Source organism: Bartonella mastomydis, assembly GCF_900185775.1.
Classification (GTDB): domain Bacteria; phylum Pseudomonadota; class Alphaproteobacteria; order Rhizobiales; family Rhizobiaceae; genus Bartonella; species Bartonella elizabethae.
This window is the reverse complement of sequence record NZ_LT883138.1, coordinates 297,281-314,885: the sequence shown is the minus strand read 5'-3', so window position 1 is coordinate 314,885 and position 17,605 is coordinate 297,281. Positions and strand designations below refer to the sequence as shown.

Below are 17,605 nucleotides of genomic sequence, written 5' to 3'. Positions count from 1 at the left end.
ATTTAAAAACAATGATTTGATTTAAATACCAGCAAAACAAAAAATATCGTTTCATAATCACTTCATAAATACACAATACCAATCCTTCCAAAAGAGAAATGACCTCACATCTCACTTATCCCCCCTTTTGGAAGATTAAAATTCAATTTTTAAGATAACCATCAATCACCGAAAAAAACTCATCTACGTTCATGGCACCTTCATATTTATCACCATTGATAAAGAAAGTAGGTGTTGCTGTGACACCAAGTTCTTTACCACGCTCAAAAGATGCATTCACTTCATCTAAAATGGACTGATTTTTCAAACACGCAGTAAAACTCTCATCCGTAAAACCCGCCATTAAGCTAATCTTTTTCAATGGTGTCAGAGCATCTTTTACCCAAACCCACTCATTTTGTTTTTGAAACAAAACTTCTATCAAAGGAAAATAGCGATCTTCTGGTGCACATCGTGCTAACATAAAACCTGCTGTTGCCCGAGGATCAAAAGCATAATCGCGAAAAATCATTTTCACTTTGCCTGTTTTGATATATTTTTTACGAATTTGAGGAAGGATATCATTATAAAAATGTGCACAATGCGTACATGTCAACGAAGCATACTCAACGATGATGACTGGAGCATCCGCCTCTCCCTCAAAGCGATCCTTTACTTTTCCCGATTGAAGAAGCTCAGCCATATCCACCGTTGCAACAGGTTTGGAACCACGCGCTAAAGCAACTGTTACACTGTTTTGTACAATCGTTATGAAGAGAAAAATTATTCCGAAAGATAAAAAAGAACGATATTTTACCATAAATAATACTTTTCTGTTGTTATTAAACGAATAGGAATCCAATGCTTTTGCATATATTAAAGGAAAATATATAAAATATCTTGCTATTTATTATTTTTTTCCGAGAAAATGCAACAGCCAAGTTTATAAAGTGATTGGCGCAAGCTTTTATCTTCAACTCCTTCGAGCATTTTTTCTAGGTATTTTTTGTCTTGTTCACTCAAAGTCGGCTTTAGAGGCCCATGATTCATAAAAATCGATACACTCCTTTGCTCAACCTTGATGCGATCAATCGCAATATAACCGAAAAATCCATTAATTCTATGAAGCAATTCCTCTGTTTCATGCATCAATTTTAACGCAGCAAATCCTTCACATGCGACAACAAGTGTTGCAGGCTTGAAAACTTCTTCTTGATCTGCGCGACGTTTCCAAATAATTTTAAGAGGTAGTGTATGTTTACTGATATCATAGCCCGCAATTTGTGGCCAATGCTCTATAAGCGCGACATTAAGTCCTGTCCGTTTGCGTAAAACTGGATCAAGTATTTTCAGTACCGTCTCAGAAAGAGAATAAAAAGCATGCTTTTTGAGTGTTTTTCTCATTTTTAGATCATTATTCAACCGTTTACTCAATGACAATTATTTGTTTCATCTAAAAATTATTACCTTTCCAATTTACATAATATCAACAAAATAGAAATTCTCTCCTCACCAAAATCTCGACAATAAAAATAAAAGAGCAAAAAAACATGGATTACCAAATCAATGCTTTTTTCTTTTGCATTTTACATTTCCCTATGCTTGAAAACAATCATGTATGAAATTTCTTCGCACCTCCTTTCTTGGTACGATCAAAATCACCGACATCTCCCATGGCGGATTACCCCCGAAGAGCAAAAACAAGGTATCCGTCCTGATCCTTATCACGTTTGGCTTTCTGAAATTATGCTTCAACAAACGACCGTTGAAACTGTTAAGCCTTATTTTAAAAAATTTCTGAAACTTTGGCCTAATCTTTCCTCTTTAGCAAAAGCCTCCCAAGATGACATCATGAAAGCATGGGCTGGACTTGGTTATTATTCACGCGCACGTAATCTTAAAAAATGTGCACAACAGCTTATTGAAAACTACGCAGGACAATTTCCACAATCTGTAAAAGCCTTACGAACGCTCGCGGGGATTGGAGATTATACAGCTGCAGCCATTGCCGCAATTGCTTTTAACCACCCTGTAGCAGTGGTTGATGGTAACGTCGAACGTGTGATCACCCGCCTTTTTGCTATCTCTTCAGTATTACCAAAAGCAAAAGCTGAAATTAAAGAACAAACACAAAAAATTATTGCTTTAAATCGTCCTGGCGACTTTGCTCAAGCAATGATGGATTTGGGAGCAACAATTTGTACGCCACGCAAACCATCTTGTTTTATCTGCCCTCTTCAAAGTTTATGCAAAGCGGAAAAGATGCAACAAACAGAAGCTTTTCCAGTCAAAGCTCCTAAAAAAGAACGCCCTTTAAAAACAGGTATTGCTTTTGTGGTCCTTAATAAAAAGAGACAAATTTATTTAGAAAAAAGACAGACACAAAAACTCCTTGGCGGAATGACCCAAATTCCTAATAATATTGGTATAAACAACGAACATGGACTTCAAAATGCACCCTTTACTGCCAATTGGCAATTCAAAGGACAAATTTCCCATGTTTTTACTCACTTTTCTCTAAAACTTGATGTTTACTATACTGACGATCTTTATGAAACGAATTGTGAAAATGGTTGGTGGTGCAATATTCAACATCTTGCCGACGAAGCGCTCCCCACTGTTATGAAAAAAGCCATCGCCATAGCACTTCCTAATTCTTTCAGATTTAAATGACTGTCCTTATTGGTAAAAATATTTGTTAACGGAGACTTCTATACCCCTAGCGACTATTTTTTCCTCTGTAAAAGAAAAATTTAAGGACGTGAAATGATCAATTCTTGCTATAGATTAAGAATTAAGAAGGGAGAGAAAAGCTTAGAAATTTGAGATTTAAATTTCAGGCTCTATCCTTTTTTTGCCTGTGAAGGAGCACGCCGATACCCATCACGCACTTTACCAGTCTCCCAAGTTTTGTCTATAGCCCTTAACTCTTGAGACTGTTCACAAGAGGTACTTTTAGTCCTTTCTTTAGCAATTTTGCCTCTATGTAAGCTTCGCTTATGACGTGCAAACAAGTGATTTTGATTGTTTCAATATAAAATAGGTTTGAAATGAAAAAATCTGATGATATTCGGGAAGATAATTTAAGGTAAATAATGCCAAATTATCTTTATAAATCCATATATTGCACGCACATCTATAGATGTACATGCTTCCGCCCTAAAAGCAGTTAATTTTTTTGAACTCCTAAGTGAATCTTTTTAATTCTATTATTTCATTTTCATAACAATATCTCGATTGATAATTTGGCTATTTTGACACTTAAATGAGAGCATAGAGTGAAACTTTTTCATTTTGATTTCTTCTACCAGAAATATAAAAAACACTCACTTACCACTTTGCGAGCAAGACGAGCTATATAAATAACCCTTTAAAAGGTATAAAGTGCCCTTATGTCTCTCTCAATTAAAGGCATCTACACATTGGTGGTCAATAGAATGAAGCGATTATCTTCATTCATAAAACACCTGTTTTTAACATTTGTGAACGTATGATCATTCTTAAATGATCGATAGACTTCAACCGTCCATTTTCCTCATAATACCAAAAGGTCCAACCGTTACAACTCTGCGAATCTTGAGCCTTTCTTCCCATTGCATGAATTGAGCCAGCTTCACCACCATGCATAATCGTACCATCAGCTCTTACAATAGCAGATACTTGCTTCTTGCGATCATAAAGAACTTCTCCAGGATAGAGTAAACCTGCTTCAAGTAAACTATTGAATGCTACACGTGGTTCTGCTTTTTTTCTATCCAAAATCGCCAGTTCTGGTTGTGCTAAAGGTTTAACCGCCGCAATTCTCTCACATGCTGCATCAATGTAATCTTGCTCGCGTTCAATCCCAACAAAATCACGCCCTAAAAGCTTGGCAACAGCACCTGTTGTTCCCGAACCAAAAAACGGATCAAGAATAACATCACCAGGTTTACTAGAAGCCATAATAATACGTGCTAATAACGCTTGTGGTTTTTGTGTTGGATGTAATTTACGCCCTGCATCATCCTTTAAACGTTCTGCTCCTGTACAGAGAGGGAAAAGCCAATCTGAACGCATTTGTAAATCTTCATTTGCTGCTTTCAAAGCATCATAATTAAATGTGTACTTTTTATCTTTTTGATCTCGTACAGCCCAAATCAGCGTCTCATGGGCATTTTGAAAGCGGCGCCCTCGGAAATTAGGCATCGGGTTATTTTTGCGCCAAATAATATCATTAAGCATCCAAAAACCTAAATCTTGTAATGCCGTCCCAACTCGAAAAATATTATGGTAAGATCCGATAACCCAAAGCGTTCCGTTGGGTTTTAACACACGACGACACGCAAGCAACCATGCTCGAGTAAAAGCATCATAAGCAGCAAAACTCTCAAATTGGTCCCATGCATCATCAACCGCATCAACAAGCGAATGATCTGGACGGTATAGCGCACCATCCAATTGCAAATTATAGGGGGGATCCGCAAAAATCATATCAACGGAATGTTTTGGCAATTTTTCTAAAACGGCAACACAATCTCCTTTAAAAATTTTATTGCGCCATGGCATCTGTGAGGGAGTACGAATGAAATCTTTTTGAAGCTGAATAACTGTCATGAAAAACCCAACAAAATGAACTGAATTTGCCCTATAATCAACCAAAATAGTTTATAGGCCCGCTTTACCAATCCATATTTACAAAATAGAGTAAACGTATCGTTAAAGTTCTATAAAATGATATTCATTTTTATTTTTTTTAAAGTAAAAAAACTTTCGTATGAATGAATCCTTATTTTTCTTTTTCTTTATGTACTGTTCCCATAGCTTTTATTTTGTAAAAGAATTAAGAATCGTTTTCAAAGCGTATTTTTATGAAATAAGGTCCTCTTAATATTGTTTTCATGAAAGTTGTCCATCTCATAACATGTAAAGGAATATCTTATGCCTCAGATAGATCTTATTATTTTTGATTGTGACGGAGTTCTCGTCGACTCTGAATATCTTGCAGCAAAAATTGGATCTCAATTGCTCAAACAAACAGGATATGAAATATCAGCGGAAGAATTGAGTGAGCGTTTTGCAGGGCTTATCTTTCGCGATATTCTTAAACACGTTGAACAGGAAACAGAAAAACCAGTTTCTGCTCATCTCATAGGTCAGATGACCAATATTTTTCGTACACAAATAAAAACTGAATTACGGGCGATTGATGATGTAAGAGAAGCCGTAGAAATGATTCAAACACGCTATCCCTACTGTATCTGCTCTAATGCAAAGAGCGTAGATATAAAAGAGATGCTCACCACTGTTAATCTTTACGACCTTTTTGAAGGTAAAATATTTTCAGCACCTGAAGTTGGAACAAAAAAAACGAAACCTGCCCCAGATGTTTTTCTTTTTGCCGCACAACAATTACAGGTAGAGCCTCAAAACACAATCGTTATAGAAGATTCACTTCATGGTGTCCATGCTGCCATAGCAGCAGGCATGCGTGTCATCGGCTTTACGGGAGGTTCCCATAGCTATCTTGGCCACTCTAATGCACTTGCAGACGCTGGTGCAGAAACGGTTATTGCAAAACATGCTCATTTAGGAGAAGTTTTAGAAGCAATGGCGGTATGGCGCGATTTATTATAAAAAAAACCTCTTGAAGATATCAGTTTGTAAATTCTTGTAAGAGAGCATTTTTATCCAAATGTCCTCCCCTTCTCGCTTCTCTTCTTTTCTAATAACTTCAATAAATATGTGACTTTCAACATAGGGCGATTGCATTTCAATATGAAGAAGAAAAATATGGTCCCTTATCCAGAAACCATGAATCTAACCATTGTACATACTTTAAAAGAAGCAAAATAAGGATACGAACTCATAGAAATCCAATCTTCTAGGAAATAAAATCCACTGGTAAACTGCCTATCTCTCTCAAATCTAATAGCCTACTCCCACATCAGGCACCCATCCTGATAAATGGCTAGATTTGTCAAAAAAATTAAGATGCCTTACTCAATAAGCTGTGCAAATTGCTATGCCAAAACCATGCCCCCTCAGCTTATTAAATACATTATTCATTAGGGTAAAATTTTATGCTTTGTTCGTATTGACCATAGGATAACATATTAAAATTCTTGGTACCTATAGAATACAAGAGTTTGTTGAAAACGACAAAAGCACCCTTGCTGAGTTATAAGGATTTATACTTCTTCAAGCCAAATCTCGTAAATTTGTTGAAGGCTCATTGATAGTGCTGTTTAAACAGTCTTTTGATAACATCGATTGGTACAATCTTTCTAAGATTATATAAAGACTAAGAGAATATATCTTTAATAAAGATATAGGCTTTTATAGGAAATATTTTTCACCCAAAAAACTTATGCACAACATATTGATTTATAATAATAATCTAGCATAATTCAGACTAAATAAAAAATGAATTTCGTAAAATTCTCTCATTTCAAATATTGGATATGTTGAATCAATTAAAGAAGTGGATAAAAACGCCTCTTCATGAAGCGCCTCAAATGCCGAAAATTATAACAACATTAGGAACGAGCCCAGCGTACAATCACACCATCTTACTCCTTTATAAAAATAAAGATGGCGGAGACCGCTATGAACTTAGAGTTTTATCCTTATATTACTCACACATATCCTTGTAAAATAAGCTAAATGTTTCTTTAAAATAAATATTTTAATATGAAACATATAATAGTCAAGGTTGAATACCATAAAGAGATACGAGCAACGGCTCAAAATTTTCTCAAAGCACTTAATAAACTTTTTTAAATAAGTAATGAAACTAGATCTTTTTAAAGGTGATCAACTTTAGGAAAAAACACCTTTTCTAAAAAACAAAAGCAGTTTTTCAGTTTGGACAGAAGAAAATTTTAAAAATATTATCCAATGTTTATTTTTGGGCACACGAAAAAATATATCTCTATTGATGTTCTTCTGTACGCCGTCTACGGTCGCGCTATTCACATGAGCGAAAAGATCATTGTATTCATCTTTATCCAACCCGTACTCTAATTCACTTATTAAGAACTGTATATTTCTTATTATTTATAACTTAAAAAGAGATATAATTAAGAGTAAAGTAAATAAATATTACTATATCATCACAATATAATTAAACACAATCTTTGAAGAATGAATTCATAGTATCTACATATACACACTTTATAATAAAATATATCTGTAAAAACAAATATAGTGGATAATATTCTAGTGATTTCCTTCATATTCATTATTGATGAGTTTCCCTCATAAATTACAATTTTTATATTTTTTATTATATATTCGATGATAAACATCGTTTTTATAGATTTAATTCATAAAAAATATGTCATAAAATATTTTTTGCAATTATTACTGTTACTTTTTTACAATAATTTTTATAAAAAAATATAACTATATTTATAATATGTATTTTTTATATTGACTAAAAATACATAATGAAATATGTGTCCTCTTTATGAAGTAAATTATATGTACATATTGTATGTTTACTTATATATATAATTTAAAAATATTTGAGGTAAAGTTATGGTAAAAATATTTAAAAATTATGTCTTAAGTGTTTTTATAGCGAGCACTTTTTTTCTTTCACAAACCGTAAATGTTAATGCAAACTATTTGGAAAACACTCCTCCAAAAGAGGAATTGTCTATTCCTCTGAAGCAACAAATAAAATATGCAAAATCTGAAGAAGTTTTTACAACTGCCTTTTATGCTCCATCTGTAAATTATCAAACAGAAAATGGAACAACCTTTGAAGGAAAAGTTGAAAAGGTTCTTGAACCCATGACTGTAGGAATGGGACTATTGCTTACTGGATATGCAATAAGTTTTATAGGTTCGATCATAGGTTGGATAAAGGACATCGTGTTAATGTTCAAATAATTCAATATATTGTATAACACTAGAATACTTGCTTCATTATGTATTATTGATTTTGTGTAAGTCATTACATAATGAAGCTCATCTTACTAAAAATATAAATGCTGTAGATTATATCCAAATATCCAAATTATGAATGTACGCATATATAAAGTATTTGAGGTAAAATATGATTAAATTGTTTAAAAGTCATATATTAATTATTTTCATGATGTTTGCCTTTTCTCTTTCACAGGTTGCAAGTGTACATGCAAAATATTTGCAAAAGAGTACTCATCTTGAGAATACTTTTGTTTCTGCGATAGAACAGAAAAGAAAAGATGTCATCCATCCTATTTCTCTCTATACACTCAATCTAAATCATGATGTGGGAAATGAAACGACCATTGAGGGAAAATTTGAAAAGGTCGTTGAACCTCTTACACTGGGGACTTTTGGTATTGGGATGGCAATTGGATATGCATCAAGTACGGTAGGCATGCTTTTAGGATGGTTAGTAAGCAAAATAATATTGTATTTTAAATCTCGTTAAAATTAAAGTTTCATCAGAATAAAATCTTCTCGTATGAAACATAAACTATAGATGCACGCTGTTTTTATCCATTATTGATGATAAAAATAATAAATTATTCCATTAAGAATGAAAAAATTTAAATGCTTCTGTTTCTCTTAATGTACACTCATTCTATCAATGCATCTATTCAATTAGGATTAAATAAGAGTAAAAGTATTGGTGATAAATGATGATTCAAGTATTGAAAAGTTATGTATTAAATATTTTTATAGTGGCTGCTTTTTTACTTTCACAAGTTATAAATGTTCATGCCAACCATTTGAAAAATGATGCTTCGTGGGAAGCTGTTTCCCTCATGGAACAAGAAAAGAAAGAAGCTATCAATATCGCTGCTTTCTATGTCCCAAATTTCACTTATGGCGTAAAAAGTGAATCTGTCATTGAAGGAAAAGTTGAGAAAGTGTTTGAACCCATTACTCTAGGTGTTTTTTCTACAGTAGGCGCTTTGGGTTTTGGATTCTTGACAGGAACTGTGATGGCTATATTTAGCGGAATAATCGGATGGGCAATCGGAAAAATTAAAGGCAAATAATTTAAAGATATTCAATTATTTTTTCTATTTAAAATAAAAATATTTTACAGCCTGCTTTTCATCATTTGGCAGGCTATTTTTATGCTTTTTTATGGATAAACCTTAGGTTACCATACTGTATAGTACAAATATAATATTTAATTCATATATAAGCTGATAAATTAAGCTCAACAGAGATTATTCAAAATATACATTTGTGCATGAAATGCCATAAAATTACCTTATAAATTTTCCAGTATGAATTTCAAGATGTTTCATTTCAACATTCATTTTAGCGAATTTAATTGTTACAAAGTAAAAGAGCATAAAATAGCTCTGAACGATTGAGTTTTATAAAAAAAGTTCTTCAATAAATACAATTCTATCTCTTTGATTTTATTATTCAAAAAGATACATAAGTAAAGATACGTTGTAAATTTAAGTGAATGAATCATAGAAAGAAAATTCTCGACTGTAACAGGTTTTCTGTGAACACTTGATCTTTGTATCTCAAAAATAAAAATGTTTAAGACTATTTCTTTCATTTTCCTTTTATTATTAAGTCAAAAAGAAGAAAATAAGCTTCTATCCATTTAATAATTTAAATATTATGAAAAACATGAAATAAATAACTTCATCAATTTGCCAGAAAAAAAGGATAAAACTTATGAAATATATCAGCACGAGAGGACAATCTCCTGCTTTAAGCTTTACGGAAACGATCATGACAGGACTGGCAAGTGATGGTGGACTTTATCTTCCAGATAAATTTCCACAACTATCATTTGATGCGTTACGCGCACTTCGTGGTCAGTCTTATACAACAATTGCTAAAACAGTTCTGTGGCCCTTTGTAAATAATGAGATCGAGTATACAGCTTTTGAAAATATGATTGCTGAATCTTATGCAACCTTTCATCATCCAGCAATCTGTCCGTTACAACAAACTGGAACAGATGAATTTATCCTTGAACTCTTTCATGGGCCTACTTTAGCTTTTAAAGATGTGGCAATGCAATTTCTTTCCCGACTGATGGATTATGTTTTGACTCAAAAAAATAGATGCGCAACGATTATTGCTGCAACATCGGGTGATACAGGAGGGGCTGCGATACAAGCTTTTGCTGGAAACAAACACTCAGATATTTTTGTTTTATTTCCTAAAGGACGTGTATCATCTGTTCAACAACGGCAAATGACAACCAATCAAAGTACAAATGTTCATGCCATTGCCATTGAAGGAAATTTTGATGATTGCCAAGCTCTTGTCAAAGCAATGTTTAACGATCATCATTTTCGTAAAAAAAGAGCCCTTTCAGGTGTTAATTCTATAAATTGGGCGCGTATTATGGCGCAAGTTGTTTACTATTTTTCATCAGCACTTTCTTTAGGTGCTCCTGATAGAGCTGTTTCATTTACTGTTCCTACTGGCAATTTCGGTGATATTTTTGCAGGCTATGTCGCTGCACGTATGGGATTACCCATTGCTCAATTGGTTATTGCAACAAATGATAATGACATCCTTGCACGTACATTGACCAGCGGGACTTACGAAACACAACCAATCGTCCATACCACATCACCTTCTATGGATATTCAAGTCTCTTCTAATTTTGAACGTTTACTCTTTGAAAGCAGCAATCGTGATCCAATGGGGGTTCGCCATGCAATGGAAAACTTGAAAAAAACGGGATCTTTCACTCTTGATGAAAAGCAACTCAAAAATATTCGTTCCCTCTTTTCCGCTGGAAAAAGTAACATGGCTGAAACAGCACAAACAATTGATCGTGTCTATAAAGAAAGTGGCTATCTTGTCGATCCGCATACAGCCGTCGCCCTTAAAGTAGCACGCGAAAATAAAAAACCACATATTCCAATGATCGTCCTTGCCACGGCTCATCCTGCTAAATTTCCTGATACGATTAAAAATGCTTGTGGACTTCATGCTCCATGGCCACCTCATCTCAATGATGTCATGGAAGCTGAAGAACACTTCATAAGTCTTGCTAATGATGAAAAAATAGTAAAAGATTATATTTCTTTAAAATCGCGTGCATCTTATTAAAGTTAGCTGCATTAATTTAAATCAAGAATATTCTAATACCCTTAACAATGAGGTCTTTAGCTTGTTTAATGGAGTCGTAAATACATGGATGTAGAAGTCTGTCGCCTTAGTAATGGTTTGACGATCGCCACACATACAATGCAACAGATTGATAGTGTCGCACTCGGAATATGGGTTAAAGTGGGCTCACGCAATGAAAGCTTCACACAGCATGGTATCGCCCATCTGCTTGAACATATGGCTTTTAAAGGAACCGAAAACCGTAGCGCTTTCCAAATTGCAACCGATATTGAAGATGTGGGGGGTGAAATCAATGCCACAACCAGTATTGAAACAACAGCTTACTTTGCACGTGTCCTTAAAAGTGATATCCCACTTGCTATCGATATTTTAGCCGATATTTTGATGCACTCAAAATTTGACGAAGATGAACTAGAACGAGAAAAACAAGTCATTTTTCAGGAAATTGGTGCCGCCCATGACACGCCTGATGATATTGTTTTTGATCACTTTACAGAAACAGCCTTTCGTCATCAATCCCTTGGTCGTTCTATTTTAGGAACAGCTAAAACTCTTCAATCATTTACATCTGCTGATCTTCATGATTTCATCAATAAACAATATAGTGCAGATCGTATGATTGTCGTTGCAGCAGGAGCCGTAAAACACGAAAGCTTTATAAAAGAAGTTGAAAGTCGTCTTGGCACTTTTCGCTCCCATTCAACCGCCTCTCTTCCTAATCTTGCAAATTATGTCGGCGGCGACTTTCGTGAATATCGTGATTTAATGGATACACAAGTTGTTCTAGGGTTTGAAGGGCGTGCTTATCACGCGCGGGATTTTTATGCGACCCAAATTCTTTCAATCATTCTTGGTGGAGGGATGTCCTCACGTCTTTTTCAAGAAGTAAGAGAAAAACGTGGATTATGCTATTCTATTTATGCTTTTCATTGGGGGTTTTCAGACACTGGGCTTTTTGGTGTTCATGCAGCAACTGGACAAGAAGGGCTCAAAGAGCTTCTGCCTGTGATTCTTGATGAACTTTCCAAAGCAAGCAAAAACATTCACGCCAATGAACTCCAACGAGCACAAACGCAATATCGTGCTAATCTCACAATGTCACAGGAAAATCCTTCTAGTCAAGCGCATCTCATTGCTCGCCAAATACTTCTTTACGGTCGCCCCATTCCAATATCGGAAACAATTGAACGCCTCAATCTCATCACACCTACAAGATTAACTGATTTAGCGCATCGCCTTTTTACAAGTTCCACGCCCACACTCACTGCTGTCGGACCTGTAGGCCCCCTCATGAATTTTGATGACTTAACATCAACTCTTTCATATAAGCTAAAGTAAAAAACTGCTTTTTAAAAAGAAGCATCACAATGAGCATGAATATATTTTATCATAAAATTTACCACTGAAACTCTTCTCATTAAATAAGTTTTGGAAATATTGGGCAAAGAGGCGTACAAAACTATCCAATTCCTCCTTCATGTGATAGAGATTCTAGTAAGTAAAGTTTATATTCATGAAATTTAGAAATTCATGATATAATTTTACGCTTTTAAAATATACAATTCCATCCGCTTCAAGTTTTATGGAAGCAAATGGATATGTGGTCTGTTTGTATATAAAATCATATAACTTAAGAGGAAGTGATCACAATTTATTCTGTAAATAAATGGTAAAAGGTGGACGTTTTTTCTTAAAAATCTAAATGAAAATTAAACATCCTAAAATATTGAGAGTGGGACATTGTGAAGAGTTTGCGTAAAATAATTGACATCATTTTCATTATCGTCGTTAGTTCTTTTGTCCATCTTACATCAGCATACGCTATTGAGCCCGTTAAGATTTCTTCTCAGGATGCTGCTCTTGATCTCTCAAAAGCCATTGAAATTCATCATACAAACAATTCTATTTTTCAAACAAGCACAGCACCAGGACCAGATGGTATTGTATGGCGTATTGAAGTGCAGGCAAAAAGTGAAAAATTTTCCGGAAACTGGGCAGTTTTTTCTCTTGCGAATCCTACAGATGAACAAGTCGATCGTCTCATCGTTGCCCCCCATTATCGCATGGCGCACTCTAGATTTTTTTGGCCAGACCTTGGATCAGAACGGATTCAGTCTATAACACCAAGTGAAGGTTTTTCTCTCGATCGTCAGCCGAGTACGAACTCTGATATCTTTCATATTACTCTCAATCCCGGTGCTGTTGTTACATTTGTGGCAGAACTTAACTCTGCAAACCTACCACAAATCTATTTATGGCAGCCTGAAGCTTATAAAGATGCCATTAATTCTTATACGCTTTATCATGGTATTCTTCTTGGAATATCAGGTCTCTTAGCCCTTTTGTTAACTGTTCTCTTCGTTGTCCGTGGAACAGGGCTGTTTCCTGCAACAGCTGCTGTTGCTTGGGCTGTACTTTTTTATATTGGTATCGATTTCAACTTTTTAAATAAATTCTTTGCAGTTACACTCACAACACAACCAATCTGGCGTGCAGGTACAGAAGTAGCCCTTGCTGCAACACTCTTCATTTTTCTTTTTACCTACCTCAATCTTAATCGCTGGCATTATCATTTTAGTTATGGTGCTATCGCTTGGATTATTGCCTTTTGTAGTTTGGGAGCCTTTGCTATTTATGATCCAATCAGAGCAGCAGGAATTGCCCGTCTATCATTTGGTCTTACCGCTGTACTGGGTATACTGTTCATCATCTATTTTTCAATCCGAAGTTATGACCGCGCCATTATGCTTATCCCAACATGGTTGCTTATTAGCTTTTGGTGTGTGGGAGCCTATGCCTGCATAGCAGGACATTTAAACAATGATATTATCCAGCCAGCATTAGCGGGAGGATTAGTGCTCATTGTTCTTCTCATTAGCTTTACTGTCCTGCAACAAACTTTTTCTCATGACGCTTTCCATGAAGGAATATTTTCCGACCTTGAACAACAAGTCCTCGCAGCAAAAGGAGCTGGAAATATTATTTGGGATTGGAATATTGAGCGTGATCGTATCGTTGTTCATCCAAACATGAAGACCCTTTTTGGTACTGAAATTCACAACCTCAATGGGACGATGCGTAACTGGATTTCGGCCTTGCATTATGATGATCGTGAACGCTTCCAAGCCGTATTGGATATCATTCTTAAAAATAAAAAAGGGCGTATTGATCAAATTTTTCGGCTTTCTTCCGGTGGTGGTTATTATCATTGGTTTTCTCTTCGCGCACGTCCAGCAATGCAAAAAGATGGGAAAATCACACGTGTCATTGGAACCATTGTCAATATTACGAACCATAAAAAATCTGAAGAACGCTTATTACATGATGCAATCCACGACAGCTTAACTGGCCTTCCTAACCAACAAATTTTCTTTGATAGACTACAAAATTATACCTCTTTAGCGAAAGCAAATATTAAAATTAGACCGACCGTCTTTATGATTGATTTTGATAATTTTCGCCAAATTAATCGTAAGTTAGGCATAGCCGTTGGGGATACTGTACTCCTTATAATCGCTCGTCGTTTAAATCGTCTTATTAACTTTCAAGATACCTTATCGCGCCTTTCAGCAGACCGTTTTGCAATCATTTTACTCAGTGAAACTGAACCACAAAAAATTGCAGCATTTGCGGATCATTTGCACAAAACAATTTCAGCACCTATTTCACTTTCGGAAAATAAAATAATTCTTTCAACGTCTATCGGATTGGTTACATGGAGTGAAAGCCGATCAACGGCTAAAGATATTTTTAATGATAGTGAATTAGCGATGATTCGTGCAAAACAAATGGGGGGAAACCATATTGAACCTTTTCGTCCTAATTTTCGCACTTTGGGTCTCGAACAGAATACTCTGGAAAAAGATATTCATTATGCCATAAAACGTCATGAGATGAAAATCCTCTATCATCCTATTCTTAATTTATCAGACGGACATATTATTGGTTTTGAAACAATTGTGGAATGGCATCACCCAACTTATGGAAAATTAAATGTCTCTGATTTCATAAAAATCGTAGAAAATGAACAAATCGTTATGGATTTGTCACAATTTATCATCGAGAATGCCATTATCGATCTTATGAATGTAGAAGAAAAATTTCCCCAGCAGTCTTTCTTTATTTCAATTAATTTACCAAGCGCAGAAATGATTCATCCGCGTTTTATCAGTCAACTGCGTGCCGCTCTGCTTCGCCATCCGCTCCACAAAGGGCGCTTGATGATTGAAATATCGGAATTTGTCTTAAGAAACAATCCTGAACAATCAGCACACTTTCTCGAACAAATTAAAACACTTGGAATGAACCTCGCACTCGATAATTTTGGAACAGGTTATTCATCACTGACCTATCTTGTGCGTTATCCATTTGATATGGTTAAACTTGATCGTTCACTGATCTCTATCGATTCTCTCAAGAAGAAGCTCGTTCTCAAGTCTATCATTAATATGGCAACAGATCTTAACTTGCAAATTATCGCAGAAGGTGTTGAAAATGAAAAAGAAGCAATCTTTCTCCGTCAAGAAGGCTGTAAATATGTTCAAAGTACACTTGTGACAAAACCAATTGCTATAGAAGAGTTAATTACTCTCGTTCAAAGCCATTTCCCTTATAAGCCAAAATATTGATTTATAATAATAAGTTAGCGTTATTCAACTTGAATTAAAACTCTGAGACCCATAAGATTCTTTTATTTCAAGATTTCTCTCATGTTGAATCAATCAAAACCATTCGCTTTCACATCACAAGTAGGAAAAGCTTAAGTGGAAAAAACTATTTAAAAAGGAGGAAAATACCTTTTCATGAATCATCTGAAGTGCTAAGCGCTGTCGCACCATTGGGAGTTGACAAAATATAACGATGATGCCCGGCTTATTACCTTAGAAGCGTAAAGATGGAGGCTCTGTGGATTACCGTAAGACCACTTACAAACGCTATCGCGAAATAGGCTTGGGAAGCCTGAGGGATGTTTTCTTAAAATAAAAACATAAAGGATAGAACAATGTGTAAAGTTAAAAACTTTAAAAAAACTCTACGCGTGTCCCATTTCAGAAGCAAGATAGATTGGATCAATCCCCATGCGTGTTAAACTTTTATCATACTTGCAACTTAAATCACTTTCAAAAAGAAAACTCGGTGATGTCGAACTGATTAACCAACCGTTTGTAGAAATTTCTGCCTCAAGTTGCCCTGCTTTCCATCCAGCATAACCTAATGCTACCAATGCATGTTGTGGACCTTGTTCACAACTGATCGCTTTTAGTATATCAATTGTCGCCGTAAAACAGACCTTATCTGCAATAAAAACAGTTTCTTCACAAGCATAATCATCTGAATGAAGGACAAAACCACGCGAAGGATCAACAGGACCACCATAGCGAACTGGAAACTGTTTTATTGGTTCAGAAAGCTGTTTTTTTTGGCCACTGTCTATTACACCAAGGTGAAGCAAAAGCTCTGGAAAATCAATATGATGTAATTGATTGAGAATAATGCCCATCGCACCAGCATCAGAATGCGCGCAAATATAAATAACAGAACGAATAAAGCGTTTGTCATTCATCCCAGGCATTGCTATGAGTAATTGTCCACCCAAAAAGCCATTACACTGCTTCATTAATCTGTTATTCTCCATAATTTACATGATAAAAGTTCGTCTATTTAGTACACTAGGAAAATAAAACTCCAATGAAAAAAAGTCACATATTTACAAATTTACAAAATATCCCAGCTTTCTTTTATAAAAAGCTTTTCGTTACTTTAAGCTTAACATTGATAGTTTTAGAATTACTTAACATTCCTGTAAATGCTCAAACAGAACAAAAACTCCAGCTTTTCTCAACCTCTTGGTATGAATCAGAGGGTGGTCGTATCCGATTAGCAATCACTGAACCTTCTCTTTCTGGAATGAGAGAAGGCTTTATTGAAATTGTGCTTAAACCAAGCTGGAAAACGTACTGGCGGAACCCAGGTAATTCAGGAATGGCACCCTTTTTTAATTTCAACCAACAAGTTTCTTATGAAATCTTTTATCCTACTCCACAGCTTTTTGAAACAGAAAATGATTGGTCATTAGGCTATAAAGATAAAGTGATATTGCCTTTTCATCTATCTTCTTCCAGCAAAAATTTAAGTGGTTCTTTCACTCTTGGATTATGCCATAAAATCTGCCTTCCTTTGACTGTTAACTTTGATTTTTTGCCATCTACTCTTAAAAACAAACCTCTGCCTATTTCCTTGTTAAAAAACGCCCAAGATTCTTTACCGCGTATGACGCAAAATGCTCTAAAAATAAGTGCCGAAAAAAATAATAATACCCTCCTGATAAAAATACAAAATAACGATAAAACAAAGCCTTACTCTCTCTTTTTAGATGGAGGAGAAATGCAAATTGGAGCAGCAAAAAAAGTCAGTGAGAATGCAGAATATACTCTCTTTAGCGCTCCACTCTATTTCGTACCAGAAAAAAACAACCATAAAATTTTTTATACAGTCTCTTTTAAAGATCACGCTTTAAGTGGAACATTTATATTCCATACACAGTCAACACCTCTTGCTATCCCATGATAAAAGAGAAAAGATT

At 35.1% G+C, this 17,605-nt stretch carries 13 protein-coding genes; 9 read left to right on the top strand and 4 right to left on the bottom strand.

Annotation, left to right across the window (positions count from 1 at the left end; translation table 11 throughout):
* Positions 1–142: 142 nt before the first annotated feature.
* Both FJG96_RS04520 and FJG96_RS04515 read right to left on the bottom strand, forming a co-directional pair.
* Positions 143–799 carry a DsbA family protein gene (locus FJG96_RS04520; RefSeq protein ID WP_139412934.1) on the bottom strand — a complete coding sequence of 219 codons (657 nt, stop codon included), beginning with the start codon at positions 797–799 and terminating at the stop codon, positions 143–145.
* A gap of 83 nt (positions 800–882) precedes the next feature.
* Positions 883–1,383: a DUF721 domain-containing protein gene (locus FJG96_RS04515; RefSeq protein WP_139412933.1), complete on the bottom strand. Its 501-nt coding sequence runs from the start codon at positions 1,381–1,383 to the stop codon at positions 883–885.
* A 162-nt stretch (positions 1,384–1,545) separates the two neighbouring features.
* Between FJG96_RS04515 and mutY the strand changes: the two genes are divergently transcribed.
* The gene (mutY, locus tag FJG96_RS04510) at positions 1,546–2,652 is read left to right on the top strand and encodes an A/G-specific adenine glycosylase (RefSeq protein ID WP_139412932.1); all 1,107 of its coding nucleotides are present in this window, start codon (positions 1,546–1,548) and stop codon (positions 2,650–2,652) included.
* A 783-nt stretch (positions 2,653–3,435) separates the two neighbouring features.
* On the opposite strand, the gene FJG96_RS04505 is transcribed toward mutY, so the two are convergent.
* Positions 3,436–4,524: a site-specific DNA-methyltransferase gene (locus FJG96_RS04505; protein ID WP_373925582.1), complete on the bottom strand. Its 1,089-nt coding sequence runs from the start codon at positions 4,522–4,524 to the stop codon at positions 3,436–3,438.
* Between the two features lie 372 nt (positions 4,525–4,896).
* Here FJG96_RS04505 and FJG96_RS04500 point away from each other — a divergent pair, with 372 nt between their 5' ends.
* The 7 genes from FJG96_RS04500 (at position 4,897) to FJG96_RS04470 (ending at position 15,650) form a co-directional block, all read left to right on the top strand.
* The gene (locus FJG96_RS04500) at positions 4,897–5,592 is read left to right on the top strand and encodes an HAD family hydrolase (RefSeq protein ID WP_139412930.1); all 696 of its coding nucleotides are present in this window, start codon (positions 4,897–4,899) and stop codon (positions 5,590–5,592) included.
* 1,905 nt (positions 5,593–7,497) lie between these two features.
* Positions 7,498–7,854 carry a hypothetical protein gene (locus FJG96_RS04495; RefSeq protein ID WP_139412929.1) on the top strand — a complete coding sequence of 119 codons (357 nt, stop codon included), beginning with the start codon at positions 7,498–7,500 and terminating at the stop codon, positions 7,852–7,854.
* A 166-nt stretch (positions 7,855–8,020) separates the two neighbouring features.
* A complete protein-coding gene (locus FJG96_RS04490; protein WP_139412928.1) occupies positions 8,021–8,383 on the top strand; it encodes a hypothetical protein in 363 nt (120 codons plus the stop codon).
* Between the two features lie 211 nt (positions 8,384–8,594).
* Entirely contained in the window at positions 8,595–8,957 is a 363-nt protein-coding gene (locus FJG96_RS04485) for a hypothetical protein (protein ID WP_139413613.1), read from the top strand.
* A 646-nt stretch (positions 8,958–9,603) separates the two neighbouring features.
* Positions 9,604–11,001, top strand: a complete 1,398-nt coding sequence (gene thrC / locus FJG96_RS04480) for a threonine synthase (RefSeq protein WP_139412927.1) — start codon at positions 9,604–9,606, stop codon at positions 10,999–11,001.
* A gap of 84 nt (positions 11,002–11,085) precedes the next feature.
* Entirely contained in the window at positions 11,086–12,360 is a 1,275-nt protein-coding gene (locus FJG96_RS04475; RefSeq protein ID WP_139412926.1) for a M16 family metallopeptidase, read from the top strand.
* Between the two features lie 404 nt (positions 12,361–12,764).
* Positions 12,765–15,650, top strand: a complete 2,886-nt coding sequence (locus FJG96_RS04470; RefSeq protein ID WP_139412925.1) for an EAL domain-containing protein — start codon at positions 12,765–12,767, stop codon at positions 15,648–15,650.
* 404 nt (positions 15,651–16,054) lie between these two features.
* On the opposite strand, the gene FJG96_RS04465 is transcribed toward FJG96_RS04470, so the two are convergent.
* A complete protein-coding gene (locus FJG96_RS04465; RefSeq protein WP_139412924.1) occupies positions 16,055–16,639 on the bottom strand; it encodes a YqgE/AlgH family protein in 585 nt (194 codons plus the stop codon).
* 71 nt (positions 16,640–16,710) lie between these two features.
* On the opposite strand from FJG96_RS04465, the gene FJG96_RS04460 reads away from it, so the two are divergent.
* Positions 16,711–17,589, top strand: a complete 879-nt coding sequence (locus tag FJG96_RS04460) for a protein-disulfide reductase DsbD domain-containing protein (protein ID WP_139412923.1) — start codon at positions 16,711–16,713, stop codon at positions 17,587–17,589.
* Positions 17,590–17,605: the final 16 nt, after the last annotated feature.